The sequence below is a fragment of the Megasphaera paucivorans genome (assembly GCF_900103535.1).
In the GTDB taxonomy this organism is placed as follows: Bacteria; Bacillota; Negativicutes; order Veillonellales; family Megasphaeraceae; genus Megasphaera_A; species Megasphaera_A paucivorans.
This window is the reverse complement of sequence record NZ_FNHQ01000027.1, coordinates 1-26,771: the sequence shown is the minus strand read 5'-3', so window position 1 is coordinate 26,771 and position 26,771 is coordinate 1. Positions and strand designations below refer to the sequence as shown.

22 protein-coding genes, 1 tRNA gene and 1 other annotated feature are annotated in these 26,771 nt (G+C 39.2%); of the genes, 16 read left to right on the top strand and 7 right to left on the bottom strand.

Features of this window, described 5'->3' with window-relative positions; translation table 11 throughout:
* Window position 1 precedes the first annotated feature (1 nt).
* From pheA to aroQ, 8 genes are all read left to right on the top strand, one after another.
* Entirely contained in the window at window positions 2–916 is a 915-nt protein-coding gene (pheA, locus tag BLR11_RS10825) for a prephenate dehydratase (RefSeq protein ID WP_091651905.1), read from the top strand.
* Complete coding sequence (locus tag BLR11_RS10820) at window positions 858–1,682, top strand: shikimate dehydrogenase family protein (protein ID WP_091651902.1); 825 nt, start codon at window positions 858–860, stop codon at window positions 1,680–1,682. Before pheA ends, BLR11_RS10820 begins: the two co-directional genes overlap by 59 nt.
* Window positions 1,679–2,182 carry a shikimate kinase gene (locus tag BLR11_RS10815; protein WP_091651900.1) on the top strand — a complete coding sequence of 168 codons (504 nt, stop codon included), beginning with the start codon at window positions 1,679–1,681 and terminating at the stop codon, window positions 2,180–2,182. Before BLR11_RS10820 ends, BLR11_RS10815 begins: the two co-directional genes overlap by 4 nt.
* A gap of 307 nt (window positions 2,183–2,489) precedes the next feature.
* Window positions 2,490–4,082, top strand: a complete 1,593-nt coding sequence (locus BLR11_RS10810; protein WP_218118786.1) for an acyl CoA:acetate/3-ketoacid CoA transferase — start codon at window positions 2,490–2,492, stop codon at window positions 4,080–4,082.
* Window positions 4,083–4,129: 47 nt separating this feature from the next.
* Window positions 4,130–4,579 carry a MaoC family dehydratase gene (locus BLR11_RS10805; protein WP_091651898.1) on the top strand — a complete coding sequence of 150 codons (450 nt, stop codon included), beginning with the start codon at window positions 4,130–4,132 and terminating at the stop codon, window positions 4,577–4,579.
* Between the two features lie 47 nt (window positions 4,580–4,626).
* Window positions 4,627–5,577, top strand: coding sequence for a ketopantoate reductase family protein (locus tag BLR11_RS10800; RefSeq protein ID WP_091651895.1), 951 nt, complete (start codon window positions 4,627–4,629; stop codon window positions 5,575–5,577).
* A 14-nt stretch (window positions 5,578–5,591) separates the two neighbouring features.
* The gene (locus tag BLR11_RS10795) at window positions 5,592–5,975 is read left to right on the top strand and encodes a VOC family protein (RefSeq protein WP_091651893.1); all 384 of its coding nucleotides are present in this window, start codon (window positions 5,592–5,594) and stop codon (window positions 5,973–5,975) included.
* 15 nt (window positions 5,976–5,990) lie between these two features.
* On the top strand, window positions 5,991–6,434 hold the full coding sequence (gene aroQ / locus BLR11_RS10790) for a type II 3-dehydroquinate dehydratase (protein WP_091651892.1): 444 nt from the start codon (window positions 5,991–5,993) through the stop codon (window positions 6,432–6,434).
* 43 nt (window positions 6,435–6,477) lie between these two features.
* Here the strand turns inward: aroQ and BLR11_RS10785 are convergent, their stop codons facing one another.
* The 5 genes from BLR11_RS10785 to BLR11_RS10765 all read right to left on the bottom strand — a co-directional run bounded on the left by BLR11_RS10785 (window position 6,478) and on the right by BLR11_RS10765 (window position 12,560).
* Complete coding sequence (locus BLR11_RS10785; RefSeq protein WP_091651889.1) at window positions 6,478–7,344, bottom strand: helix-turn-helix domain-containing protein; 867 nt, start codon at window positions 7,342–7,344, stop codon at window positions 6,478–6,480.
* Window positions 7,345–7,426: 82 nt separating this feature from the next.
* The gene (gene aroD, locus BLR11_RS10780; RefSeq protein ID WP_091651885.1) at window positions 7,427–8,173 is read right to left on the bottom strand and encodes a type I 3-dehydroquinate dehydratase; all 747 of its coding nucleotides are present in this window, start codon (window positions 8,171–8,173) and stop codon (window positions 7,427–7,429) included.
* Window positions 8,174–8,212: 39 nt separating this feature from the next.
* A complete protein-coding gene (locus BLR11_RS10775) occupies window positions 8,213–9,430 on the bottom strand; it encodes an MFS transporter (RefSeq protein ID WP_091651882.1) in 1,218 nt (405 codons plus the stop codon).
* Window positions 9,431–9,471: 41 nt separating this feature from the next.
* The gene (locus BLR11_RS10770; protein WP_091651879.1) at window positions 9,472–10,350 is read right to left on the bottom strand and encodes a shikimate dehydrogenase; all 879 of its coding nucleotides are present in this window, start codon (window positions 10,348–10,350) and stop codon (window positions 9,472–9,474) included.
* A 197-nt stretch (window positions 10,351–10,547) separates the two neighbouring features.
* The gene (locus BLR11_RS10765) at window positions 10,548–12,560 is read right to left on the bottom strand and encodes an oxidoreductase (RefSeq protein ID WP_091651877.1); all 2,013 of its coding nucleotides are present in this window, start codon (window positions 12,558–12,560) and stop codon (window positions 10,548–10,550) included.
* Between the two features lie 398 nt (window positions 12,561–12,958).
* On the opposite strand from BLR11_RS10765, the gene BLR11_RS10760 reads away from it, so the two are divergent.
* From BLR11_RS10760 to BLR11_RS10730, 7 genes are all read left to right on the top strand, one after another.
* Complete coding sequence (locus tag BLR11_RS10760) at window positions 12,959–13,852, top strand: LysR family transcriptional regulator (RefSeq protein ID WP_091651875.1); 894 nt, start codon at window positions 12,959–12,961, stop codon at window positions 13,850–13,852.
* Between the two features lie 162 nt (window positions 13,853–14,014).
* A complete protein-coding gene (locus tag BLR11_RS10755) occupies window positions 14,015–14,305 on the top strand; it encodes a NifU family protein (RefSeq protein WP_091651872.1) in 291 nt (96 codons plus the stop codon).
* A gap of 27 nt (window positions 14,306–14,332) precedes the next feature.
* Window positions 14,333–15,046 (top strand): MaoC/PaaZ C-terminal domain-containing protein, encoded by a 714-nt coding sequence (locus BLR11_RS10750; protein WP_176762963.1) that lies wholly within the window; start codon window positions 14,333–14,335, stop codon window positions 15,044–15,046.
* A gap of 344 nt (window positions 15,047–15,390) precedes the next feature.
* A complete protein-coding gene (locus tag BLR11_RS10745) occupies window positions 15,391–16,743 on the top strand; it encodes a pyruvate carboxylase subunit B (RefSeq protein ID WP_091651866.1) in 1,353 nt (450 codons plus the stop codon).
* Window positions 16,744–17,051: 308 nt separating this feature from the next.
* Window positions 17,052–17,128 (top strand) — tRNA-Pro (locus tag BLR11_RS10740).
* Between the two features lie 155 nt (window positions 17,129–17,283).
* Window positions 17,284–17,526 (top strand) — a binding site (T-box leader).
* Between the two features lie 75 nt (window positions 17,527–17,601).
* Window positions 17,602–19,284: a biosynthetic-type acetolactate synthase large subunit gene (gene ilvB / locus BLR11_RS10735; RefSeq protein WP_091651863.1), complete on the top strand. Its 1,683-nt coding sequence runs from the start codon at window positions 17,602–17,604 to the stop codon at window positions 19,282–19,284.
* A 223-nt stretch (window positions 19,285–19,507) separates the two neighbouring features.
* Window positions 19,508–22,978, top strand: a complete 3,471-nt coding sequence (locus BLR11_RS10730; protein WP_091651861.1) for a DNA polymerase III subunit alpha — start codon at window positions 19,508–19,510, stop codon at window positions 22,976–22,978.
* 131 nt (window positions 22,979–23,109) lie between these two features.
* Here BLR11_RS10730 and BLR11_RS10725 read toward each other — a convergent pair whose 3' ends face one another.
* The gene (locus BLR11_RS10725) at window positions 23,110–24,309 is read right to left on the bottom strand and encodes a cation diffusion facilitator family transporter (RefSeq protein ID WP_091651858.1); all 1,200 of its coding nucleotides are present in this window, start codon (window positions 24,307–24,309) and stop codon (window positions 23,110–23,112) included.
* Window positions 24,310–24,330: 21 nt separating this feature from the next.
* Window positions 24,331–25,668, bottom strand: a complete 1,338-nt coding sequence (gene rpoN / locus BLR11_RS10720; protein ID WP_091651855.1) for an RNA polymerase factor sigma-54 — start codon at window positions 25,666–25,668, stop codon at window positions 24,331–24,333.
* Between the two features lie 756 nt (window positions 25,669–26,424).
* Here rpoN and BLR11_RS10715 point away from each other — a divergent pair.
* The coding region (locus BLR11_RS10715; RefSeq protein ID WP_245675143.1) for a thiamine pyrophosphate-dependent enzyme at window positions 26,425–26,771 on the top strand (347 nt) is incomplete at its 3' end.

Genomic DNA, 26,771 nt, shown 5'->3' with positions numbered 1-26,771 from the left:
TATGGACCAGGATGACTATGAATATTGTATTCCCGTAGGCTGCTATGGAGCACCCGGCTCCTACAGCAGCGAGGCTATGATGACCTATTTTAAAAACCAACCTATTACTGTGACGTATTATGACCGTTTTGAAGAAGAAATACAGGCAGTTGCTGCCGAGGAAATTCAATATGGCGTTATACCTATTGAAAACTCTTCAACGGGAAGTATTACGGAAGTATATGATTTGATTCGCCGAAATAATTGTTTTATTGTAGGAGAACAATGCATTAAAATAGAGCATCATTTATTGGCGCTTCCTGGAACTCGGCTCGAAGATATTCGGACTGTTTATTCGCATCCGCAGGGGTTTGCCCAATGTCGGGATTTTTTCCGAAAACATACGGATTGGGTCCAATGTCCGTATTTCAGTACATCACAGAGTGCTGAGCGAGTTCAAAGGGAAGGAAACAGCACAGCGGCTGCAGTAGCAAACAGCATGGCAGCTGAATTATATGGCTTGCAGATACTAGTACCTCATATCTATACGAGCTCATTTAATTATACGCGTTTTTTTATTATTGCTCCCAAAATGAATCAGGCCGATCATCGGGATAAGATAACATTAGTATTGACGACGAAACATGAACCGGGCGCACTATATCATGTGCTTGGCCACTTCTTCTACAACGGCATGAATATGACACACTTGGAATCCAGACCGATGGAAGGGCATCCGTTTGAATATTTTTTCCATATTGATGTTATGGGAAGTTTAATAGATCCTGGTGTAGTCAAAACGTTGGATGACTTGGCTCGGAATTGTACATATTTTAAGATTTTAGGAAATTATCCGTCAGACCAAGGAGGAGCTGCTCATGAAATTCGGACTTATAGGAGCGAAATTAGGACACAGTGTGTCGCCGCAGATCCATGAAATACTATTTAAAAAATTAGGAATAGATAATCACAACCAATATGATTTACTGGAAATGGAACGAAGTGATATATCGGCTCATTTGCAAACAGGTTGCGGCTATACAGGAATGAATGTCACTATTCCCTATAAAATTGACGTAATGCCTTTTTTAAAAGAAATTTCTCATGCAGCGGATCGCATTGGCGCTGTAAATACAATTCACGTTACGAAAGAGGGATTATTTGGGTATAATACAGATTATGTGGGATTTGGCCGTTCACTGGATCATGCCGGAATCAAAGTAGAAGGGAAGAATTGTATTGTTCTTGGATCAGGGGGGGCGGCACGTGCCGTTATTCAATATTTAGCAGATGCAGGTGCCGCGCATATTACCGTTGTTTCTCGTAACCCTCTGCTTTTGAAACCATCATTTTCAGATTTTGCCCAACGGATAGGTATAGAAATTATTGGGTATCATGAACTGGAAAATCGCAAAGAGGCGCCTCTTATGGTAAACTGTACGCCTGTGGGTATGTATCCTAATATGCAGGTTTGTCCTATTTCAGAAAAAACGGCAGCCCGCTATGAAGCGTTGGTGGATCTTATTTATAATCCAAAGGATACGCTGTTTCTGCAATATGGAAAGCGGCATGGTGCGATTACTTTAAATGGGATGTTTATGCTTGTTGCTCAAGCCGTTGTTTCAGAAGAAATTTGGCTGGAGCGTCAAATAGGAAATGACGTTATTAATTCGATTGCTAAGGAAATGGAGAATGTTTTATGAAAAATATAGTAATTATAGGTATGCCGGGAAGTGGAAAAACTACATTTGGCAGTGCCTTAGCAGAACGATTGGGGCGTCAGTTCATTGATGCAGATGTATATATCGAAGCGAGAGAACAAAAAAAAATTCCTGAATTGTTCGCGATTAGTGAAAACTGTTTTCGAGAGGCTGAAACACGAGCAATGAAAGAACTGGCGAAACAAGACGGTATTGTTATTGCAACTGGCGGCGGTGTTATTAAACGACCTGTTAATATTGAAGTATTAAAGAAAACAGGCATTGTGATATTTATTGATAGAGAACCAGATGATATTATTGGCGATGTAATTATTTCCACACGGCCATTGTTAGCTGATGGAAAACAAAAAATATATGATTTATATAACGAACGGATTGGGGTGTACCGCTTGTCTGCAGACTTGCAGCTTGCCAACAAGGGAGTAATTACGGAAGTATTGGAACAGTTAGTGATGATGGTAGGAGAGGCGCTGAAAAATTAACGGATACGGATTATGAAATCAAAATAGATTGCAAAAGTTCTCTTTGATCTGACAGTTTATTTCTCGATAACTGTTATTTCAGGGAGAACTTTTTAGTTTGCTTGACAGGAAACTAAACAAGATAATGTATTGAGATAACAGGATAGTGTAGTAGATATTTGAAATTAATCTGAAACATCCTGATTTAAAACAAGATAGTTTGTACAGATAACAAATTGCTTTATAGGAAAAAAATCAGTAAAAACTTATAATTTTAATCGTAAGAACAAATTAAGTTATGCTAATATTAAAAAACAGGAGGCTATATATGATGGCGAGACCGGAACATATTGGAACTCGTGTACCTATCTTGAGTGCAGCAGAAGCAGTATCCTACATAGAGGATGGAAGTTGTATCGGGTTTTGCGGTGCTGGGGGAGGAATTGGTGAATCGACACAGTGTATATTGGCGCTGCGAGACCGTTTTGCGGAGACAGGCGCTCCGAAAAATCTTACACTCTGGCATGCTACGGGGCTGGGAGACAGAGGAGAACAAGGTATGTCACCACTAGCCTTACCCGGAATGGTATCAAGAGTGTACGGGGGACATTGGGCGCAATCACCGAAGTTGGCAGAGTTGGCTGAAAAAAATGAAATTGAAGCATATAACTTCCCTCAAGGGGTGATGAGTCAACTATTGCGTGTAATGGCTGCTGGTCAGCCGGGGATGCTCAGCCGAGTTGGTATTGGAACTTTTATTGATCCCAGAATGCAAGGGGGACGATTAAATACTTGTACGACAGAAAAATTGTTAAAAATCGTAGTTTGCAACAACCAAGAATATATCTATTATCCGGTTATACCCATAGATGTATGTATGATACGAGGGACAACGGCTGACACCGAAGGATACGTTTCGATGGAAGACGAAATTGCGTTTTTAGATACCTTAGCCATGGCGCAAGCTGTTCATAATAATAATGGACTAGTCATTGTGCAGGTAAAACGAGTGGTCAAGAAAGGGTCGATTCATCCGAAACAAGTGAAATTGCCGGGATATCTAATTGATGCCATTGTGGTAGATCCTGATCAAGGACAACTTTACAATGGATCAGATCGATTTTTTTCCGGTGATTATATACAGGAAGACGACGAAATAACTCCGCTGCCGTTGAACCAGCGCAAAGTGGTGGCAAGACGAGCCTTGATGGAAATCAGTCCGGGTAATGTAGGGAATGTGGGAGTAGGCATTGCTGATGGGATAGGATTAGTGGCACGGGAAGAAGGAATAGGTGATGAATTTACATTGACCGTCGAAACAGGACCTGTAGGAGGGGCAACCGCTCAAGGAATATATTTTGGAGCCAGTATCAATGCGAAAGCGCTCATGGATATGCCCTCTCAATTTGATTTTTATGGAGGCGGGGGGTTGGATGTTGCTTATTTGAGTTTTGCGGAAGTGGATCAGATGGGCAATGTCAATGTTCATAAGTTCAATGGTAAGATTGTTGGTACCGGCGGTTTTGTTGATATCTGTGCGGGTTCTAAAAAAATTATTTTTTGTGGGACATTACGTGCTGGTGGATTGAAAACTTCTGTTGGAGATGGACAGATTTCTATTGATCAAGAAGGGAAATTTGAAAAATTCCTGCCTCAACTTTCTGCTATTACCTTTAGCGGACAGGAAGCGTTGAAACAAGGGAAAAAAGTGTTCTTTATCACAGAACGAGCTGTTTTCAAATTGGGAAAAAATGGGCTGATTCTGATAGAAGCAGCTCCGGGTATGGATGTTCAGCGAGATGTGATTGATAAAATGGGATTTGTGCCGAAAATAGCAGAACATGTGAAGGTAATGGATCCCCGTATTTTTTGTGAAGCAGTCATGGGTATCCGACAGGAATTCATGATAAAGCATTGCTGATTTTTTATTCTATTTATATAAAGGATATAAATAAGGGAGGGTCATTTATGACAAGTAAAACATGCAAAGTACCATTAAAAGTAGGAGATACATACAGTTTCACCAAAACAATCAGCGAATCCGATGTCTATTTATTCGGTGGAATTACTGGTGATTTCAGTCAAATGCATTTCAATGCAGAATTCATGAAACATACGATGTATAAATCCCGAATTGCTCATGGAGTCCTGGTATTTGCATTAGGTTGCACACCGGGAACATTATTGCAGCAGAAAGTTAATTCGCCGATTCCTAGCGCTTCGTACGGATATGACCGTCTCCGATTTATCAAACCGGTCTATATAGGAGATACGATTACAGCTGTGTATACGGTTTCTGAAATTGATGAAGCAAATATGAAGACTTTTTCGAAAGTGGAAATTTTTAATCAACATGGTGATATTGTTGTTGCGGCAACACATATATTGAAATTTTTTCCGTTGGAAGAAGATAAATAATATAATGGGCAGGAAAATTATGCGAATAATTTGAAAGGAGTGTTTGTATGAAGATATGTATGTTAGGTTGTGGTGCTTTAGGAAGCACTATTGGGGGAACCCTTGCACAAGGCGGTGCAGAAGTTTATTTTGTCGATCCATGGCAGGAACATGTTGAAGCAATCCAAAAAATGGGGTTAAAACTCACAGACGAAAAAAAAGATTGGTTTGTACCGATTGATGCTCGTACAAGTCCGCAAGGGATTGGTCCTGTAGATTTAGTCATTGTATTGGTGAAATCCTTTCAAACAAAAAAAATTGTTGAAAATGTCAAGACCTCCGATTTGATTGGAGCGGATACGGTTGTTATGTCTCTTCAGAATGGATTGGGAAATGAAGAAACCATTGCTGAAGTGCTAGGGGCAGATAAAGTGGTCAGTGGCAAGACGTATGTAGGCGGCCGTCTCATCGGACCGGGATATGTCAGCGCCGGAGTTAAAGGGAAATATACATATATAGGGGAATTGGATGGCAAGAAGACTGAACGCATACAGCGGATTGCCGAGGAATTCAACAAAGCGGGACTGTTATGTGAAGTGAGTGATAATATAAAAGGCCTTATTTGGGATAAACTTCTTATTAATGTTGCTGCGGGGGCATTATGTGCAATTACGCGGCTGCCCTATGGACCTCTTTATGAAGAACCTGTTATTCAGGATTGTGCCGAAGCTGCTATTGCCGAAGCTATTTCTGTAGCAAAAGCAGCAGGTGTGAAGTTGAAATCTGAGGATCCGCAATACCCTTGGTTTGCTGCAAGTCAAGGATTGCCACCGACTTTCAAGACGTCTATGCTGCAGAGCATAGAGTCGAAACGGCCTACAGAAATTGATTTCATTAACGGATCGATTGTTGAATGGGGGAAAAAATACGGCATTCCGACACCCGTGAATCAGACACTTGTTGCCTGCGTCAAGGGAATTGAAAAATATGTTCTTCAATATGAGCCCAGTTTGCAATAATAAGAGGTAGAGTAATGAATTCTTGGTTGGAACATAACGCGATTAAAGTACAAAATATGGATTGGTATGTACAATTTTTTGATGATGTATTTGGAATGAAAGTTCGTAAAATCATGGGTCAGGCCCCAAAACGAAAGATATGGCTGTGGGGGGGAATTCAATTAAATGAAACTATAGAATTTCATTCGCCTGAAGGTCGGGAAGAGCATTTGGGAATCATGACAGACAATGTGATTGAAGTTTTAGAAAAGGCGTATGCATATGGAGTTGCAGAGCTTCAGGAAGGACATAATTGGATTCAGCTTCCTGATGGACTTCACATTGAAGTTATTGGAGGAAAATCAGATGTCATACAGCAGGCAATTTCTTTAAAGCCGTGGATTGAATGCGATAAATAAAGGGAGGAAAATACGATGAAAAAAGTAATGCTGTTACATGGAGTAAATCATAATATGTTTGGTAAACGGGATCCTAAGCAATATGGAACGATTACCTTGAGAGAAATTAATGAACTGGTGGACAATCTTGGCAAGGAATTAGATATACAGGTAACTAGTTTCCAGACAAATAGCGAAGGAGAATTTGTAGATAAAATTCACGAAGCTTATCAGGAACAATATGACGGAGTCATGTTGAATGCCGGTGCTTGGACACATTATAGTTATGGGATTGCAGATGCATTAGCTATTTTGGAATGCCCTATCATTGAGCTGCATATGTCAAATACGCATAAACGGGAAGAGTTCCGTCATCATTCGGTTATTTCTCCCTTGGCAACAGGAATTATTATGGGGCTTGGCGAATCTGTTTATACATTGGGGCTTCGCGCTTTTGCAGATATGTTTGCAAAAAAATAGAATGGTACACATAAAAATAAACGTTAGTTTCCGATTTTGGAAACTAACGTTTATTTTTATGTGTACCATAGGTATAACGAAACGATGTCGGAGTCATACCGATGCGGCGTGTAAAAAGATTAGTAAAATAATTGACATTTTCATATCCGATTTGTTGTGCAATGACTGAAAGAGAATCAATGGTATTAATTAATAGCCATTTTGCTTCGCATATACGGCGATCAATAGTATAATTGATAGGAGAGACACCATATACGTTTTTAAATTCATGACTGATATGGTCTTCACTCATGTGGAAACGGGAGGCTAAGCTTTCTAAAGAAATTTTTTGAGCATAGTGGAAATTAATGTAAATCATAATATCACGAGCGAAGGAATGATTTTTCGGATACTCATGAATGCGGCAATGTTCGAAATACTGACTGTATAAGGCAACTAACGTTTCAGCCAATTGGTTACACAGAAACATACTGGTATTAGTGTGATGCTGATGTTGCTCATGTATTTCATTTATTAGTGAAAAAATAAGGTGTTTTTCTTGATTGACGTTCAATATAGGAACTCCATTTTCCGGTAAGAGTGTTACCGCATGCTTTTGATTTTTCAGCTTAAAGTTTGATATCCCAATAGACCAGATGCTGGCCGGTTGGTTATAATCTGAAGCCAAACCGTGTAGTACCCCGGGTTCGATTGCGATGATATCACCTTCATGTACCGTGAAATTTTCGATATCCAAAGAATAATTGGCTATTCCGGATTCCACATAGGCGAGTTCTATTTCATCTCGATGGACATGATAATTCGCTGACCACGTAGGATTATCATAGCTATGGGAGAGCCTTGTCAGATGGGGACGCTTTTCTTTCTCGAAAATATCTGTATACGTGTCGTGGAAAAAATAATAATACATAGATGTACCTCATTCTTCATTATAAAAAAACTCGTACGACCGGAAAATATTGCATCCGGTCAATACGAGCTTTTGTGCATATTTAGTGGAGAGCCCGCAGAATTTGCTGCAGTGTCGTTACTTCCAACTGACCGGGAGCAGACGCTTTTTTTGCAGAACCAAATGTTAAGGCAGAACCAAATATTTCACCGCTGATGCGGCTGATTGCGCCCAGCTTACCCATGGACATCGTAATGAGGGGTTCATCAGGGTACTGCGATTTTACAGCTTCTGTAGCACTGAGCAGCGTCAATACATCTTTCGCAGACTTAGGCATACAAGCTAATTTTGCAACATCAGCACCTAGCTTTTTCATACCGATGAGACGTGTTGTTATTTCGTCGAAAGAGGGTGTCTTATCAAAATCATGATTACTCATGATGACAGTTACACCTGCTTTTTTTGCAAGAGCAATAATCGATTGAATACTATCGGGATTGCGGAAGTATTCTACATCGACGGCATTGATTTTGCCGGACTGAATGGCGTACTGAATCAATTCAAAGTAGAATGATTCTGGTACGGCCGTTTCACCGCCTTCATCCTTTGTACGGAAGGTAAAAAGGATCGCGCTGTTGGGCAGTTCGTTACGGACGGCTGTGATAGCTTCGTTGACCGAATTCAAATCGGTTACTGTTTTTAGAAAATCAATGCGCAATTCAACGACATCATAAATTTTATCTTGCAGATATCTGCATTCCTGTTGTAATTCGTCTACGGTGCGGCCTACAATAGGGACGCAGATTTTAGGAATACCATTATCTAGTGTAACATTACCAATTTTAATCATTCTGACCTCCGGGATGATTGTAAAACACAATATTTGAAGTTAAGCAGCAATTTGATTTTCTGCTGGTTTTTCTTTCATAACACTATTATAGCGGATATAGATGATACAGGCGACAACAAAACCGGCTAAAGCGATGGCTGCATCAAGTCCCATAATGCTGTTAATACCGCTGTCTGCCATATATCCAGTAATAACGGGAATAGTGAAAGAGGCGATACTGCCTGTTGTATAGAATACACCCGTCATGGTTCCTTTGCCTTTTGGGAACATTTCAGTCATCATTACAAGACCAAGCTGCATAACTCCGCCGGCAGCCGAGAAACCTACTATAAAGGAGAGTATCGGAGCAAGAGAGCCGGACGGTATGAAGTACAGACCGGAAATCGATATGGTAGAAATGAACGTATAGACAACGAGAAGCGTAATAGGACGGATGCCCTTTTTTGTAATAAATGCGGTGAAAAACACACAGCATAAAGAACCAATACTATAATAACTCATCAGGGCACGAGAAGCAATATCTGTCATCTGGGCAACGGAAGCACCGTATTTTGTGAGCCATTGGCTGATCAAATAAAACGTAGCTTGAGAAATATATCCGTAAATAACAAAGCAGATACCTTCCAAATACCATTTTGATTTTGGGATCCAGCTTGCCAGCTTTGTGGACGTACCTTCTTCTTTTGCTTCCTTAACCGGATTCATCGATGGGAAAGAGTATTTCATGATGAGTGGCAGATTGATAAGAAGGATAGCCGCTGCAATGATAAAAGACCAGCCGTACCAGGCACCGGTGCTGATAAGGAATCCGATAAACAAAGGAAGTAAAAATTGACCGGCAGAAATAAAGGCTTTTAAAAGAACCGTTGCGGTAGAAGCACTATCTGGATATGCTTCAATCAAGGCAGGATAGGTACCGGCATCTAAAAATGAATTAGCGATACCTGCCAAAATACCAAAAATACAGGCAATTGTCGAGGTGGGACTCATTAATATACCAATGAAGAAAGAAATGTATGTAACTATCCCTAAAAGTATAAACGGCTTGCGGCCATATTTATCCGATAATTTACCAGAAACAAAAAGGACGATTAAGCGGCCGATGCCAAGCATGGAAATAACCCAGGCAACGTCGGCGATGCTGCCCCAGCGAGCAGCCAGTGCATCCATGTTTTGAGCAAGTATAATGACACCGATGCCGTGAACAAAATAGTTTAAATACAGGCTGAAAGATAACGGGCGATATGATTGATTCATTATGGTTTCTCCTTTTTAGTTGAATTGGTCATAGTCTGTCATTAGAATAAAATATCTTTAATGTAGTCTGTAGGCATTTCTTTTCCAGTCCAAAGTTTAAAGGCCGCAGCTCCTTGCCAAAGCATCATGCCTAAGCCGTTAAAGGTATGGCAGCCCACTTCGCTGGCCCATCTCATCAATTCTGTTTCTCTCGGAGCGTATACGGTATCCATAACGACAAGTCCTTTATGCAGATAACTCTTATCGGGGATGGCAACCACATTTTCCAGCGGTTTCATACCGCAGGAAGTAGCGTCTATGTAAATATCACTGCTGTCTAACTCTTCCTTTAATTTAGCGTGATCGGCTAAATCATAAAGATTTACTATGCAGTTTGTACGTTCGCGGAGTTTTTTTACTGTTTCCTGGGCATTTTCAAAAAATTTATCTTTTACATTGAAAATAGTCAATTCACGGACACCGTCAAGAGCTGCCTGTACTTCAATTGCTGTCGCAGCACCGCCGGCACCAATGACAGTCATTTTTTTGCCAACATAGTCAACTCCTTCTTCGGAGAGAGAATGCATCGCACCTGTACCGTCTGTGATCGTCCCAGTTAAGATGCCGTCGTCATTTACAACCGTGTTGCAGGCACCGACAATTTGGGAAACAGGGGATAATTTGTCAAGATATTGCGTAATGGCAACTTTGTTCGGCATGGAAACATTCCATCCGCGTACTTTCATAGCACGCAATCCCTGTACTGTATCTTTTAAGGTGGAGTTATCCACTTCAAAGCAGACATATACATAATCCAGCCCTAATTTTTTGAATGCTTCATTGTGCATTGTCGGAGACATACTGTGACGAATTGGATATGCGATCAACCCAATCAATTCGGTATGTCCTGTTACACGTTCTGTAATTGCAATTTTACCCATAATAAATTCCTCCTTAAAATGTATACATAAGAACTTTAAAATTTTGTATATTAAACCGCCGATATGCGGTTATTACCATACATATAGAATACATTAATTGTACTATTTTTCACTAGCATTGACAAAGATATATGCTGTGGATATATAATTTTTTACCGTGATTGGAATAAACCAACCGCGGTAAAAAATAGATTTAACTAGTCTTCAAACCCGCCAATCATATCGATTACATTGACTACATTGCGTCCGGCTTCGGTGCCGTGAATAATTTGACCGGTTTTATTACTGTTGCCTATATTATAATAAGGAATATTGTTTTTTCGAGCATAGGTTTCAAATGCAGTTACATCCGGCAAGTCCGGGACAAGACCCATGCAGATAAACCCGAGATCAAAAGGATACTCTTCCATCTTTCCATCATGTTCAGCAATAAATTTATCGGGGCAAACTTTTTTTAAAGCAGTAGACAGATGCATATCAATGTTATCGTGCTGTTTGAAAAGATTTTTCAGCGTAGACTTTGTTACAATATCACAATCCTTGCCGACAGAAGGCATCATTTCAATGACTTGGACATCTGCCTTGCGAAGCGCAAAAAATTCCATAACATCTAAACCGACAGCACCGGCACCGATGATGACAACTTTTTTACCTTCGGCGATCTTTTCAAAATATGGAATGTTTTCCATGAAATTTGTAATAGAAGTAATGTTGCTGTCCTTTGCGTCTGTATATTCGAGAAGGCCTTCAATTGGTGGGGTCATCGACTTGGAACCTGTCGCATTGTACAGAATATCCGGGGCTAATTTTTCAATCATATCCGGTGTTGCTTCCGTATTTAATTTGATTGTAAGATTTTTAAGACGGGCAGCTCTTTTTTCAAGATATGCCGGAAAATCTTCGATGCGGCTTTTTTCCGGGAAACGAGCAATTTTACGAGCCATGCCGCCAAGTTCACTGTTTCGTTCCAACAGCGTTACACGGCAACCGACTTCTGCAGCGGTACAAGCTGTTTCCAGTCCGGAGGTCCCGCCGCCGACAACGACGACATGAATATCCCGGGTAACTTTATTTTTCTTGTAGGCTTCGCCGTTTATTACATCAGGATTTACCGTACAACGGATAGGTTTAGATTTTGCAATGCGGTGATCAGCGCAGCCGATATTGCAGCAAATGCATTGGCGAATACAGTCTTCTTTGCCGAATTGTACTTTACGAACCCAATCCGGATCGGCAATAAGGCCGCGGCCGATTGCTAGAAAATCGGCTTTTTTCGAAGCAATAATTTCTTCTGCGATTTTGGGATTGCGGATATTACCGGAAATAATAACGGGTGTATGGAATTCCTTCTTGATAGCTTCAGAAAGATAAGCTCTCCAGCCATCCGGCAGATCGCATTTATCGATTTGGTATTGAATAGAATCATTGACAGCAGCAGATACGTTGATAATATCTACCCCGGCAGAGACAATAGAGGCTAAGCATGCGATGGTATCGTCGAGAGTATTTCCTCCGTCGATGAATTCATCAGCAGAAACGCGGAAGGAAATGGGGACCCAGCGACCTACTTTGCTGCGGACGGCTTCTACGACGAGGCGGGCAAACCGGGCACGATTCTCAGCATTTCCTCCAAATTCATCGGTGCGTTTATTATACAAAGGAGAAAGAAATTGGTCGAGCAGATAGGAATGACCTCCGTGAATTTCCACCATATCGAAGCCGGCAGCTATGGCTCGTTCAGCCGCTTCCGCGTATTTTTGCACAATAGCAAGTATTTCTTGTTTAGTTAATGGACGCGGAGCCGGATTTCCTTCTTTAGAAGGGACAGAAGATGAGGATACAGATTGCAAGCCGTTTAACCGTTCTGGATAAGCCGAAGCTCCGGCGTGGTTCAACTGAATAGAGGCGAGTGCTCCGTATTTATGAATCCGTTCTGTTAATTCAAACAGTCCCGGGATAAATTGTTTGTTGTCGATTCGTAATTGCTTTGTACCATTTGTAGCGAGCGGATAGTCGATGCAAGCATTTTCTACGGTTATTAAAGCAGTACCGCCGCGGGCACGAAGACCGTAGTAATTTTTCATTTCTTCAGACACTTCGCCGCTGAATGTTGCAAAGTTTGATCCCATTGGCGGCATAATTACGCGGTTTTTAAAGGTCGTGCGCAATATGGTCAAGGGTTCAAATATATGTGGATATTTTTGATTCATGAATCGAATTCCTCCTTGTAGTATGAAAGAGATGTATGTGAAAAACATAACATTTGGTTACAATTACATTATACGAGAAAATAATTGATAGTACTATTTCCTTATTTTTACTAAAAACGTTTAATTTTTCTATCAAAAATGATAAAATAGAAGAAACACATCATACATTTAGTAATAATTTTTTTTGGCAATCGTGTAGAACAAGGATAGTAAATAGCAATGAATATCTTGCATTATAGCAATTGAAAGAGAACGGATACTGGAATGTAAATAAAAATAAGAAGGAGGATATATAAGTGGAAAATGATAGCTATATAATGCTGAATTATTAGTTACAAGCTATCATTTGGCAGCGATTTACTATAAATTGTTGTAAAAAGTTAAAGGAAGGAGTAAACATGAATTTAAAACAACTGCAATATTTTGTAAAACTAGCAGAGACAGAACATTATCGCCGAGCTGCTGAATCGTTGTATATTACTGAACCCAGTTTGAATAGAGCAATTCGCGATATGGAAGGTGAATTAGGATTAAGGCTTTTTGAAAAAAAGGGGAGAAACATATATTTAAACAAGTATGGCCGCATGTTTCTTCCCTATGTTAAACGTTCTCTTCAGGAATTAGATAAAGGGACAAGTATTATGCAGGCTTACACACGTCCGGACCATGGGCGGATCATACTGGGATTTATTTATACCATGGGGTATACGTTTGTACCCGAACTCATTACGCAATTTCAGGCGATTCCGCAGCATAAAGGAATTACTTTTGATTTTAAGCAAGGTACGACGTCACAGATGGTCAAAGATCTAAAGGATGAAAAAATGGATGTGGCATTTTGTTCTTATGTAGAAGATGAGCCAGATATTATATTTTATCCTATATCAGAGGAAGAATTGGTAGTTGCTGTTCCTAAAGGACATCCGTTAAGTAATCGAGGATCTGTTTCTTTAAAAGAGCTTGAACCCTATCCTTTTATTTCTTTTAGTAAAAACAGTGGATTATACGAGATGGTAACGCATATTATGAATGAAGCAGATTCTCATCCGGAAGTCGTGTGTCATATTGAAGAGGATAATGCAATGGCCGGCCTTGTTTCTTCGGGGTATGGCGTAGCTATTATTCCTGATTTCTATACGTTAAAATATTATAATCTGGATCGTATTCCTATTGCCAATCCGTTAGATAAGCGATATCTTTTTATGGCTGTTTACAGACATGCCAATATGCTTCCTATTATGGAGACTTTTCGTAATTTTGTGTTATCCCGATGGCAGACAGGAAATATATGAGAAGTGTTGATACATTTTTGAGATATATTTCTTGTTGAAACAGACTTTTCAAAATTAGTATTATACTGTAAAATTATGAGCAGGCACGAGCATGGTGCGGATTTTACTTTATAGAAGGATATAACATGCAAATCGATATAAATATTAAAAGGATGTGAGAACATGTCGAATATAACAATGCAAGACATTGAAAGTCTTTTGGAAAACGAAATTCGGCCTATTTTGGCTAAACATAATGGAGATATTATTATTAATGATTACACAGACAATATTTTACGTATTCGCTTGACGGGACAGTGCAGTGGCTGTCCATCGGCTTCATTGACAACAGAAGAAATCATCTCGGCAAAAGTGAAAGAACATTTTCCCGAAATAAAAGACGTTATCTTGATTACCGGAGTCAGTGATGATTTATTAATGCAGGCAAAAGCATTAATGACAAAACATACTTAATCTATGACAAACAGAAAGAAGAGTTTTATGAAAATTGGTATAAAATATTGCGGTGGCTGCAATAGTCATTATGATCGGGTTAACGAAGTTACAAAACTGATAAACCAATTTCCGCAACATACATTTGTTTATCACACACTGGAGGATAAAGTGTGTGATGTATGGCTAATTGTTTGCGGTTGTGTTACCTGCTGTGCGGCAGCGGAAGAATTAATTGCTGTGAAAAAGAAATTTATTCTATATTCACAGAATGACTTTGTTAAGGTCGTGGTTTATTTAAAGCAGATGGAAGAGGCTTCTTTGATTCGGCAGAAAAAATTATTGCACATTGGTGAAAGTGTATCTATGGTAAAAAAATTTACTATCAGTGATATTACCAATTTTTCTAAGTTAGCTGGCAATTATGGAAAAGTCTATGTAGATGAAAATTTTGCGTCTTATTATGATTTTAAAGGCCCGGTTGTTCATGAAATTCTTTTAGAAAGCTTTATTTCTACTGTTATGACAAGACAGCTGCCAGGAGAAGGTGCCGTGCTTATAGATAAGCAGGTACGATTTCCTTTACCGGTATATCTGGGTAATATAATCACTGCAACTGTGATATTGAATGATATAAAAGAAACTGAGCAGTTTTATATAGGAGAAGTGAATGGCTGCTGTAAAAATGAAACAGGGAATATTGTTTTAGAAGGGATTTATCATCAAATGATGATAAAGAAAGTATTTTGCATTGCAGAATAAGGGCGGTCGTGCTTGTATTATTGGCAATAAGAAACAGATGGATTATTTGATCAGCATGGGGAGACAATGCAGCATATGGAATTTATACGGCCAAGATATGAAAGAGATAAAAAGCTCTGGATATGCTTGGTCGTTTTACCTATATAGATTATGAAAGCATAGTTGTTTTTTAGTGTATATGATGAAATTTTATGATATAATACACAGTAGTGCACTGTAATTAAGACCTAATACTAATAGTTGGTTTTAGAATAATGAGTGATAAACTTCAACGGGGACAGCACGTATGCTGCGGTATCGTTGGATGTGAAAATGTACAATGTAATTCAGATGGAGGATATAACATGGCAAAGGTTAAAATCACAGAAACGGTACTTCGTGACGGACATCAGTCTATAGCGGCTACGCGGATGCGGTTGAATCAGATGCTCCCGGTTTTGGAAGCGATGGATGAAATAGGATATAATGCAATTGAATGCTGGGGTGGCGCTACGTTCGATACTTGTATGCGGTTTCTTGATGAAGATCCGTGGGAACGGCTTCGGACAATTAAAAAATATGTAAAAAAAACTCCGCTTCAGATGCTTTTACGTGGACAAAACGTATTGGGATATCGACATTATGCTGATGATGTGGTTTATGAATTTGTTAATCGAGCTGTGGATAACGGCATTGATATCATTCGGGTGTTTGATGCACTTAATGATTCACGTAATATGGAAGCGACAATCAAAGCGGCAAAAAATACGAAAGTACATGTTCAAGGCGCTATAGTATATACTATAAGTCCTATTCATACGATGGAAAGTTTTACCCAAGGGGCGAAGGAATTGCAGGATATGGGAGTTGATTCGCTGTGTATCAAGGATATGTCAGGATTATTGTCTCCTTATGATGCATACAGCTTGGTGCGCATGTTAAAAAAACATCTTACAATTCCTATTGAACTGCACACCCATTGTACTTGTGGGTTTGGTGAGATGACCTGTATGAAGGCAATTGAAGCCGGCGTTGATATTATTGATACCGCATTATCACCTTTTGGTGAAGTTACAAGCCAACCGGCTACAGAGACTATGGTAATGGCACTTGAAAACAGTATTTATGATACGGATATTGATATTGAAAAATTATGGCCATTAACAGATCATTTTAAAAAAGTTCGAAAAGAATTGGGCGATGAGTTTAAACTTACTATGCCCGGTCAAATTAATCCGGCAGTTCGTAAGTATCAAATTCCCGGAGGCATGTTGACAAACCTGTTCAATCAGCTGAAAAATCAGGGACAGGAAGACCTCTTTGATCAGGTATTAACGGAAATGCCAAATGTTCGCCGTGATTTAGGGTATCCGCCGCTGGTTACGCCGACTAGTCAGATTACCGGTTCAGCAGCTGCTCTTAATGTCATGTATGGCCGATATAAGATGATTTCCAATGAAGTTCGAGATATTGTTCGCGGGAAGTATGGTCGTGTTCCCGGGAAAATTTCTGACGAATTTCGAAAAATGGTTATTGGAGATGAACCGGTCATTGATCATCGACCTGCTGATGATTTGAAACCAGAAATGGATAAAGCAAGAAAAGATTTGAGTGATGAAGGGTTCCCCAATGCTTCAGCGGAGGATGTTTTGAGCTATGCGCTTTTCCCGGAAGTAGCATTACCATTTTTTAACAGCCGGAAAGACAGAGAAGATTAATTGTATAAAAAAATTATGTTGTATGTCTGTAATCGATAATATATTTAAGCAGGGCACTTAAACTATGGAGTGTCCTGCTTTTTATGAAAGCAACGGCGGTTGCTTGTATGAGATTAATGCAATACGTATGATTTATCAGTAGTTATTGCTGTTAATATTTCAAAGGATTGAGATTATATGAGGGTATATTATAGTTATTAAGAGAAACATTGATATATACTATTTTTTGTGAAATGGTAAAAAGTAAATAATAATTATATTTTATTTGACAAATACCTGAATATCAGGTAAACTGTTAATGCTGATAACGGGACGTGGCGCAGCTTGGTAGCGCGCTTCCTTGGGGTGGAAGAGGTCGCGAGTTCAAATCTCGCCGTTCCGACCAGATAACATGAACCGGAGTTGTAGTTACTATGCCTCCGGTTTTTTGCTGTCTATTTTTATTCTTTTATGAATTGTATCAATTATTACAAAATATTATTTGACAGACCGTGTTTAGTTTAATATAATATATAAAACTTCTTTTTGAAGAAGCATAGTAAAAATCTGATGATGGGAACGAGTAATTGACTCAGTTAAACTGCAGAGAACCGGTGGGTGGTGCGAATCGGTGTTTACAGGTTGATGAAAATCCTCCCTGAAGAGAGATGCTGAATTTCGATTAAGTGTCTACGGTATTTCCACGTTACAGGAAACGCGTATGTTGGTACGTTGTAGAGCGCCTGTCGGCAGTGATGCGGCAGGAATCAGGGTGGTATCGCGGAATTATTATCCGTCCCTTTTATAGGGACGGATTTTTTTTATTTAACTTTAGGCTCTAAAACTGACAAACAATATAATGGGAGACAGGTGGGGAACATGATTTTTAATGGTGCGCAGATAATTATGGAGAGTCTAAAGCGAGAACATGTTGATGTTGTTTTTGGTTACCCAGGAGGATCGGTACTTACTTTATATGATGAGTTGTATAAGCTTCACTTTCCTCATATTTTGACAGGGCATGAACAAGGTGCAGTACATGCTGCTGATGGGTATGCGCGAGCTACGGGAAAAACAGGCGTTTGTTTTGCGACTTCCGGTCCCGGCATTTGTAATATGGTAACAGGTATTGCTACTGCCAATATGGATTCCGTACCGCTGGTTATTATTAGCGGGCAGGTAGCGACTTCCTTAATCGGCCGGGATTCTTTCCAAGAGGCTGATGTTTCTCAAATAACCAAGCCAATAACCAAGCGGAATTATTTGGTTAAGCAAGTTAAAGAACTGCCGAATATTTTGGAGGAAGCATTTCAAATTGCCGCATCAGGTCGTCCGGGACCAGTTCTTGTTGATGTACCCAAAGATATTTTTGATGCGACAATGGAATATGAATTTACGGAAAAACAAGAAAAACAAGAAAAACAAGAACTGCAATCAAGACAAGAGGCAGATTTGGATGCAGTAATCAAGGTATTACAGCATGCGTCTAAACCTGTTATTTTGACGGGTGGAGGAATTATTCTTTCTGATACGTCAGAGTTACTGCGTCGGATTGTGGGGTATATAAAAATTCCCGTAGTTACTACTTTAATGGGAAAAGGTGCTATGGCTGATAGTTCAGATCTGCATTTGGGCATGGTAGGAATGCATGGTTCCTATGCTGCTAATATGGCAGTTATGGAATGTGATGTATTGTTAGCTGTGGGGGCGCGGTTTGATGATCGGGTTACCGGGGATGTGAAGAATTTTGCTCCGCATGCTCGTATTGTTCATTTTGATATCGATAAAAATGAAATTAATAAAATCATTCATGCAAACATCAGTGTACAAGATGATTTGCGATGTTCTTTATTGCGATTTGCGGACAAGTTGGAAAATTCAGGTATTGATTATGGGAGACGATTTGCTTTGTGGCGCCGGCATACGGAGAATATGAAAAAGTCCCATCCCTTTGCATCACGGAAAAGGCTTCATGAAATTACGCCGCAGCAGATATTTGAGGTTATCCGGAAGTATGCAGATAAAGATGCCATTGTTGTAACGGATGTAGGGCAGCATCAGATGTGGACGGCCCAATTTTATGATGTGGAAAAACCGCGGCACTTTATTACGTCTGGTGGATTGGGTACTATGGGGTATGGACTTCCTGCGGCTATAGGTGCAAAAATTGGATGCCCTCATGCGACAGTACTTCTTTTTTCTGGGGATGGCAGCATTATGATGAATTGTCAAGAATTTGCAACTATGGCACGATATGGTATAGATGTAAAAGTCTTTATTTTACATAATCATGTGCTGGGGATGGTGAATCAATGGCAGCGTTTTTTCTATGACCATCGATGTTCGTGTTCCGTGTTCAACGATGAAACACATATTCCCAGCTTAGCAGCAGCGATGGGGGTACCCGGATTTACTGCTGTAAAACCGAAAGAACTGGATTCTGTTGTTTTTCAGGCGATGGAGCATACCGGTCCAACTGTTGTCGATATAAAGATAGCAAAGGATGAAGATGTCCTGCCTATGGTTCCTGGGGGAAAACGATTAGATCAAATGATATTATAATGCATTTGATTTAGTGTTCGTTCTATATCATTTAGATTATTAAAATAAAAAGCATAAATCAACCAGTAAGAGTACGTAAATAGTTTATGGAGGGATTACGTAAACTCCTTTTCCTATGATGGGGAAAAGGAGTTTTTTGTTTATTTGTAAAAATTAAAGAAACAGAAGCATACTGAATATGGTACAATACATATGATACCATTGCAGAAAAAGGAGAAATAGAATGAGACCGTTTGTTCACTTACATAATCATACACAATATAGCCTGTTTGACGGACTCTGCCGTATTCCTGATATGGTAAGCAAGGCGGCGGCAATGAATATGCCGGCAATTGCTATTACGGATCACGGTAATATGTATGGCGTTATCTATTTATATAAAGAAGCCCGGGCGCAGGGAATTAAACCCATTTTGGGCTGTGAAGTATACATGACACGTGGAAGCCGTTTTGAACAAAAAACCAAGGAACGTCTTTGTCATTTGGTTTTATTGGCTAAAAATTTACAAGGATACCATAATTTAGTGAAAATTGTATCTAAGGGATTTGTGGATGGGGAAAATAATTATCATCGGCCGCGGGTAGACTATGATCTTTTGGAACAATATCACGACGGATTAATTGCGATGAGTGCCTGTATTGAAGGCCACATTCAGCAGGATATTTTAAACCGAAATGAAGCAGGCGCACGAAAATCGTTAGAAAATCTAGTGCGTATTTTTGGTAAAGACGATTTTTATTTAGAAGTACAAAATCATGGATTACCGGAAGAAGGAGAAGTACGTAAACTTTTTAAAGAATGGGCAGGAGAATATGGACTGAAGCTTGTTGCAACAAATGACTTCCATTATTTGGACAGAAGTGATGCAGCGGCTCAGGAGGTAAAACTTTGTATTTCTACGGCAAGTACGCTCGATGATCCGACGCATTTTCGCTTTTCTAATGATGAATTTTACATGAAGAGCGGCGATGAAATGGCAGCGTTATTTCCGGACATGCCGGAGGCATTGGAAACCACCTTGGAGATTGCCAATAAATGTAATGTGGAGATTAACTTTGATGAAAGACATTTGCCAAAGTTTCCTGTACCTGAGGGAGAAACAGATGTTACGTATTTGCGTAAGCTTTGCCGACAGGCTTTGCCAAAAAAATATGATCCAGTAACCGATGAAGTTCAAAAACGCCTGGAGTATGAATTAGACGTTATTGAAAAAATGGGATTTCCTTCTTATTTTCTTATTGTATGGGATTATGTGAAGTTTGCCCGTGATCATAAAATTCCGGTAGGGCCTGGGAGAGGCAGTGCAGCAGGTTCTGTTGTGGCATATTTGCTGGGTATTACCGGGCTGGATCCATTGAAGTATGATTTGCTTTTTGAACGGTTTCTTAACCCTGAACGGATATCTATGCCCGATATTGATATGGATTTTTGTTATGAAAACCGCAGTAAAATAATTGACTATGTTACTTACAAATATGGCAAGGATCATGTAGCTCAAATTATTACTTTCGGAACACTGGCGGCTAAAGCTGTATTGCGCGATGTAGGACGGGTACTAGCGATTCCGTTAAATGAAGTTAACCGTATTGTGAAAATGATACCGAATGAATTGGGCATTACTCTTGATAAAGCATTAAAAACAAATAAGGACTTTAAAAAAGAATATGATACAGAAGCAGTTGTACATCGGCTTGTTGATTATGGAAAAGCGTTGGAAGGGTTAGTGCGTCATTCTTCGACACATGCTGCCGGTGTAGTTATTTCAGCAGCGCCGGTGGATGATTATGTTCCTCTGCAGTATTCTAAAGAAGGATATTTGACGACACAGTTTGATAAGGATTTGGTTGAAGAATTAGGATTGCTGAAAATGGACTTTCTGGGGCTGCGTACATTGACGGTTATTGGGGATGCCATCAAACTTATTAAGCAGAATCGTGGTATCGATATTGATGTTAATCATATCCCGCTGGACGATTTAGAGACATGTCGGCTTCTTACTGAAGGGGATACGGCTGGGGTATTCCAGATGGAATCCAGTGGCATTACTAATCTGGTTAAAGAATTACGGCCCCGCCATTTTGAAGATATGATTCCTTTGGTTGCACTATATAGACCCGGTCCCTTGGGCAGTGGAATGGTAGATGATTTTATCCGGGCCAGTCACGGAGAACGGCAGATTACCTATCTGCATCCTTTGCTGGAACCTATCTTAAAAGATACCTATGGTGTTATCCTGTATCAGGAACAAGTCATGCAGATTGCTTCTGTTATGGGTGGCTTTACGTTGGGACAAGCGGATCTTTTGCGCCGGGCTATGGGCAAAAAGAAAGAAAGCGTATTGAAAGCACAGCGGGAAAACTTTTTGTCTGGTACGAGACAAAATAATATATCTGATGATATAGCAAACCAGGTTTTTGATCTTATGGTATATTTTGCCGGATATGGCTTCAATAAGTCGCATAGTGCTGCTTATGCTTATGTAGCGTGGCAGACCGCATATTTAAAGGCTCATTTCAGACCGGAATTCATGGCAGCTACCATGACCAGTATGATCAATGATATGAATAAAATAAGCTATTATGTCAGCGAATGCCGTCACCACGAAGTACCTGTATTATCACCGGATGTTAATGCCAGCGGATCTATGTTTTCCGTCCAGGGAAAGGGTGTCAGATTTGGGTTGGCAGGTATTAAGAATCTTGGAGAAAATGCTATTGATGTGATTGTTAAGGCACGTAATCAGGAAGGACCTTTTGTATCCTTGGCTGATTTTTGCAGTCGTGTCGATTTTCATGTCGTTAATAAGAGAGCAGTGGAAAGTCTTATTAAATGCGGTGCGATGGATTCTTTTGGATATAAAAGATCACAACTTATGGCTGTTGCCGATCAGGCTATTTCGTTGGGATCTTTGAATCAGAAAGATCATGCTTCGGGGCAGATGGGACTTTTTGATATGGGGGAAGAATCGGTAGTAGAGCTTAACTATCCTGCGATAGAAGAGTATCCTATTGAAATGCGGCTTGCCATGGAAAAAGAGTATGATGGATTTTATTTTAGCGGGCATCCATTAAATAAATACAAAAAAATTATGGATACCTTAACACCTATAGCTGCATTATTTGGTGAAGGGAATCGGGATTATGACGGCAAAGTTGTACATGTTGGAGGATTAATAACGGCAAAGAAGCAGGTTACGACAAAACGAAATGACCAAATGGCGATTCTTACGATTGAAGATTATACACATCCTCTTACCGTTGTCGTTTTTCCCAAAACATATGCCCTTTATGCCGCGTTAACGATGCCTGATATGGCTGTTGCGATATCAGGCAGAGCTGATATTAATGATGATACAATACAAATATTAGCGGAAGAATTGAAATTGCTGGATCAAAGCCAACCCAGAGCAGGGAACATATCTGCTGTCCAAAAGGAGTATATGGATACGGGTTGGAAATCGGGACAAGGAAATAAACTGTTCATCAAAATACCTGCGCATTTAGAGAAATCTGATATTAGCAGTACTATTGCTGACATTTTACAGCAGCATCCAGGCACGGTACCTGTATATTTTCATTTGATGGGGAGCCGTCGAACCATTCGAACGGATGAAAGGTATTGGGTGCAAATTAGTGATGAACTACATTACCAGCTGCAATCCATTATAGGGGCTCAAGCACTTGTTTTGGAGTGAGGATTGGATAAGATTTGTGCGCAGCGCTATTTTCTGAATTTTGTAAATAATCTATACATAAAGAGGCGGTGGCGGAAAGAGTATACTTTCTGCCACCGCCTTTTTATGTATAAGTTTCTTTTTATTACAGATTAATCAATCAAAAGTTTTTTCGAGGGAATGTCTTCTGGGATAAATTTAGCAATTACGACACGATAACGAGGATTAAATGCAATAATAGCAGTATTGATGTTTTTTCGTATTTCTATCATTTGTTCTTCTGTCATTTCTGTAGGGGGAATGTGTAAATCACAAATAACATTAAGACGGGCTTTTCCGTAGGTGATTCGTAAATGATCTGTATGATAGCAGGGATATTCCTTTTGAATAATAAGATCCAAAATGTGACGTACGCGAGTAATGATTTTTAGATCTGTACATAATGGATCCATGTGTATATTGATATCGATTTGAAATTTATCAGAAAGCTCTTCTTCTAATTCATCTAAAATGGCGTGAACTTCTACTAGGTTAGAGGTATCCGGTACCTCTGCGTGAATCGAAGCAAAAATACGGCCCGGCCCGTAGTCGTGTATTTTTAAATCATGGGTACCTACGATATATTTCCCATTCATGACACAGGAGCGGATTGCTTCTGTCAACTCAGGAGAAGCTGCTTTTCCCAATAAAATATTTACGGTTTTTTTGACAATTGCAAAACCGGTATACAGAATCAGTAAGCCAATGGCAGTACCGGCAAGGGCATCGACCGGCAATGTTGTATATAGTTGGATAATCGTTGTAATGAGGACGCCAGTGGTAGCAATCACATCATTGATACTGTCGGAAGCAGTAGCCTCGTTGACACTGGATTGGATAGCGCTGCCGATATAATTGTTATAGCAATACATCCATCCTTTAATTGCGATAGATACTAGTAATATGCAGAGGCTCCAATAATTGAAAGTAAGGGGTTCTGGGTCAAAAAATTTATGGACAGAGGCGTTGATTAATTGATAACCGACGACCATGATAATAATGCCGATGGTCAGAGAAGCTAAATATTCAAATCGTCCATGTCCGAACGGATGTTCTTTATCGGGTGGTTTATTGCTTAGTTTGGCACTGATAATAATAATAGACGATGAACCCATATCACTCAAGTTATTGAATGCATCGGAGATGATAGCAATGCTATTAATAGATATACCTACGAGAAATTTGCTGACAAATAAAAATAAATTGCAAATAATACCTAAAATACCACTTAAAATACTATATTTTTCACGGACAAGCTTGTCTGTGGTGTTTTTATAATCTGTAATGCAGGAACGAATAATATATTTAATCATGTAAATTCTCCTTCGAAATAATTACGTTTGATGTTTGCGATACCGTGAATCAGGAACATTCAGCGCACGACGATATTTTGTCAGGGTTCTTCGTGCAATGGGAATATGCAGTGCTTGAAAAATTTTTTCTAACTGGTAATCTGAGTAAGGATGTTCATGATCTTCTTTGCTCAAGATATCGGTTAGTAATTGCTTAATCTGAAAAACGGATAAAAGAGCGGTTTCTTTTTTTCCCGTAAATTCCCGGCTTAAAAAGAAACCAAGACTATAGACCCCTTTATTTGTATGTATATATTTGCTTTTTACGGTACGGCTGGCAGTGGAAATACTAATGTGACAAGCATTTGCAATGTGTTTTAAAGATAAAGGTTTTAAAGGTAACCCATATATAAAATAATCCAATTGCTGCGTGACGATGAAAGTACCAACAGAGAGCAATGTCCGCTTACGCATTTCCAACGCTCTGTGTATGAATTTGTAGTGAGACAAACGTTGTCTGGCGAAATCACGGACATCTCCTGCCATTACTTCATATTTATTGTAATCTTCTTGGAGAAAACGAACACCTGGGATTGTTTCGTCTGCATACCGTAAAGTAGGGCGATTTTCTTCAAATGTCAGAAATAAATCGGGGTATACACAAATTGTTGTCTCATTATTGAACAATTTTCCGGGAGCTGGCGAAAGCTTGTGGATAAACCGCAGCATAGCATATAATTCTTTTGGAGAAATTTGTGTGGCTGCCGTTATTTTTGATAGCCGTTTATGTAATAACTCGTCCCCGTATTTTTGTAAAATTTCTTCTAAGCGCCCCGGTTTTTTGTTGAGACGGCTTAATTGTAAAAGATAACATTCGATAAGTGTTCGAGCTCCGATGCCGGCGGGATCTAAAGACTGCAGAAGCGCAATGGCATCTTGCATCAATGGTAGCGGAATATGCAGCGTTTTGGTCAGCGTATCTACATCAATGCGTAGGAAACCACTTTCATCTAATTGGGAAATCAAGTATTTCGTAAGTGCTTTTACAGGTTCTGCAATATTTTTTTCATAGCTTAGTTGTTTTTTTAAGTGATCATATAAAGATTCACATTGCTTGGAGTACGTAGCTTCAATAACCGTTGTCGCCGATTTACCAGATGATGGAAAATCGGTATTATACGAATCATAAGGAGCATCTAATGAATTTTGGTAAGTTTCAGGTACTATAATTTCAATCAATGGATTATCTAGTGCTTCATTTTGCAGATAGGATAATATATCGGTACCGTTCAATTCTGTTAGTTTAATAGCCATAGATAAGGATTGAGACAGTGTTTGCTTTTGTTTTTGTTCGATGGATACAGTAGGGTCTCTATACATGTGCAGCTCCTTTTTTAATTATCCTTTAGTAAAAGTATAACAAAATTAAAAGGATTAACAAGTTAAAAAAATAATAGAGATCATTTTTCTGTGAATACATGCTTTTCAATAAAACGATTTAATATATTTTGATTAGGCGAGGCAGGATTCTGATCAAAGATACTTTATTTTATCAACCGCGGAATGTCAACTTTTTTCTTGTTATAAAAAAGTGTTTTATTTGTAAAATATAAAAAAATAGTATAAAATGATACATATTACATTATTTCGTATTTTATTTTAAAAATTTAATATATTACCTAGTATGCAGTAAATGCCCTTCTGGAAATGAAGGGCATTTACCTTAATTAAATAATGATGTGTACATATGATGCTTTTGCACATTATATATAAAAGTGTTCGAGATTGTCGCAAATGATACAAAACGAAGTACGACATTTAAAATAAAAACAGTAAATAGCATATACTTATTGTTCTATAAGAAAAAATATGTATAGAATATGAACGTCATTGTTCAGAAAAATATATGTGTTTAGTTTCTGATCAGTATTTTTTTTTGTTTATAACTGTAAATGTTAAAATAGTAAAACGTTTAATTTAACATAAAGAAAAAAATTTTGAAATGTTCATTTTCCTAAAAAAACAAGCGTTAATCAAAAGTTATAGTCAGTATTACTTTTTTTAAATTATACAACAATGTAAAATAGGCACGCTTTTTGCATTATTATTGGGCAAATAAAAAAAGGAGCTGATAGTATGTATGACAAAGATTTATTAAAAGATGCGTATCGCAAAATGTCGCTCATCCGCGCTTACGAATCTAAGGTCGAAGAAATTTTCCTGGCCGGTGAATTGCCAGGCTTTACACACTTGTATATTGGTGAAGAAGCCAGTGGTGTCGGTGTATGTGAAAATTTAACCGATAAAGATTATATCGAAAGTAACCATCGCGGTCATGGCCATTGTATTGCCAAGGGCGCAGACGTAAAAAAAATGATGGCTGAATTGTATGGCAAATCCACGGGATATTGTAAAGGAAAAGGCGGATCTATGCATATTGCTGATTTTTCTATCGGGATGCTGGGTGCGAACGGGGTTGTCGG

Coding starts and splice junctions, on each gene's coding strand:
- BLR11_RS10785 (WP_091651889.1), bottom strand. CDS start 7,344: ATGTATTATTATTTTTTCCACGACACGTATACAGATATTTTCGAGAAA.
- BLR11_RS10730 (WP_091651861.1), top strand. CDS start 19,508: ATGAGACCGTTTGTTCACTTACATAATCATACACAATATAGCCTGTTT.
- BLR11_RS10760 (WP_091651875.1), top strand. CDS start 12,959: ATGAATTTAAAACAACTGCAATATTTTGTAAAACTAGCAGAGACAGAA.
- BLR11_RS10750 (WP_176762963.1), top strand. CDS start 14,333: ATGAAAATTGGTATAAAATATTGCGGTGGCTGCAATAGTCATTATGAT.
- BLR11_RS10795 (WP_091651893.1), top strand. CDS start 5,592: ATGAATTCTTGGTTGGAACATAACGCGATTAAAGTACAAAATATGGAT.
- BLR11_RS10805 (WP_091651898.1), top strand. CDS start 4,130: ATGACAAGTAAAACATGCAAAGTACCATTAAAAGTAGGAGATACATAC.
- BLR11_RS10810 (WP_218118786.1), top strand. CDS start 2,490: ATGATGGCGAGACCGGAACATATTGGAACTCGTGTACCTATCTTGAGT.
- BLR11_RS10725 (WP_091651858.1), bottom strand. CDS start 24,309: ATGATTAAATATATTATTCGTTCCTGCATTACAGATTATAAAAACACC.
- pheA (WP_091651905.1), top strand. CDS start 2: ATGGACCAGGATGACTATGAATATTGTATTCCCGTAGGCTGCTATGGA.
- BLR11_RS10820 (WP_091651902.1), top strand. CDS start 858: ATGAAATTCGGACTTATAGGAGCGAAATTAGGACACAGTGTGTCGCCG.
- BLR11_RS10815 (WP_091651900.1), top strand. CDS start 1,679: ATGAAAAATATAGTAATTATAGGTATGCCGGGAAGTGGAAAAACTACA.
- BLR11_RS10755 (WP_091651872.1), top strand. CDS start 14,015: ATGTCGAATATAACAATGCAAGACATTGAAAGTCTTTTGGAAAACGAA.
- aroD (WP_091651885.1), bottom strand. CDS start 8,173: ATGATTAAAATTGGTAATGTTACACTAGATAATGGTATTCCTAAAATC.
- BLR11_RS10745 (WP_091651866.1), top strand. CDS start 15,391: ATGGCAAAGGTTAAAATCACAGAAACGGTACTTCGTGACGGACATCAG.
- BLR11_RS10770 (WP_091651879.1), bottom strand. CDS start 10,350: ATGGGTAAAATTGCAATTACAGAACGTGTAACAGGACATACCGAATTG.
- ilvB (WP_091651863.1), top strand. CDS start 17,602: ATGATTTTTAATGGTGCGCAGATAATTATGGAGAGTCTAAAGCGAGAA.
- rpoN (WP_091651855.1), bottom strand. CDS start 25,668: ATGTATAGAGACCCTACTGTATCCATCGAACAAAAACAAAAGCAAACA.
- BLR11_RS10775 (WP_091651882.1), bottom strand. CDS start 9,430: ATGAATCAATCATATCGCCCGTTATCTTTCAGCCTGTATTTAAACTAT.
- aroQ (WP_091651892.1), top strand. CDS start 5,991: ATGAAAAAAGTAATGCTGTTACATGGAGTAAATCATAATATGTTTGGT.
- BLR11_RS10765 (WP_091651877.1), bottom strand. CDS start 12,560: ATGAATCAAAAATATCCACATATATTTGAACCCTTGACCATATTGCGC.
- BLR11_RS10800 (WP_091651895.1), top strand. CDS start 4,627: ATGAAGATATGTATGTTAGGTTGTGGTGCTTTAGGAAGCACTATTGGG.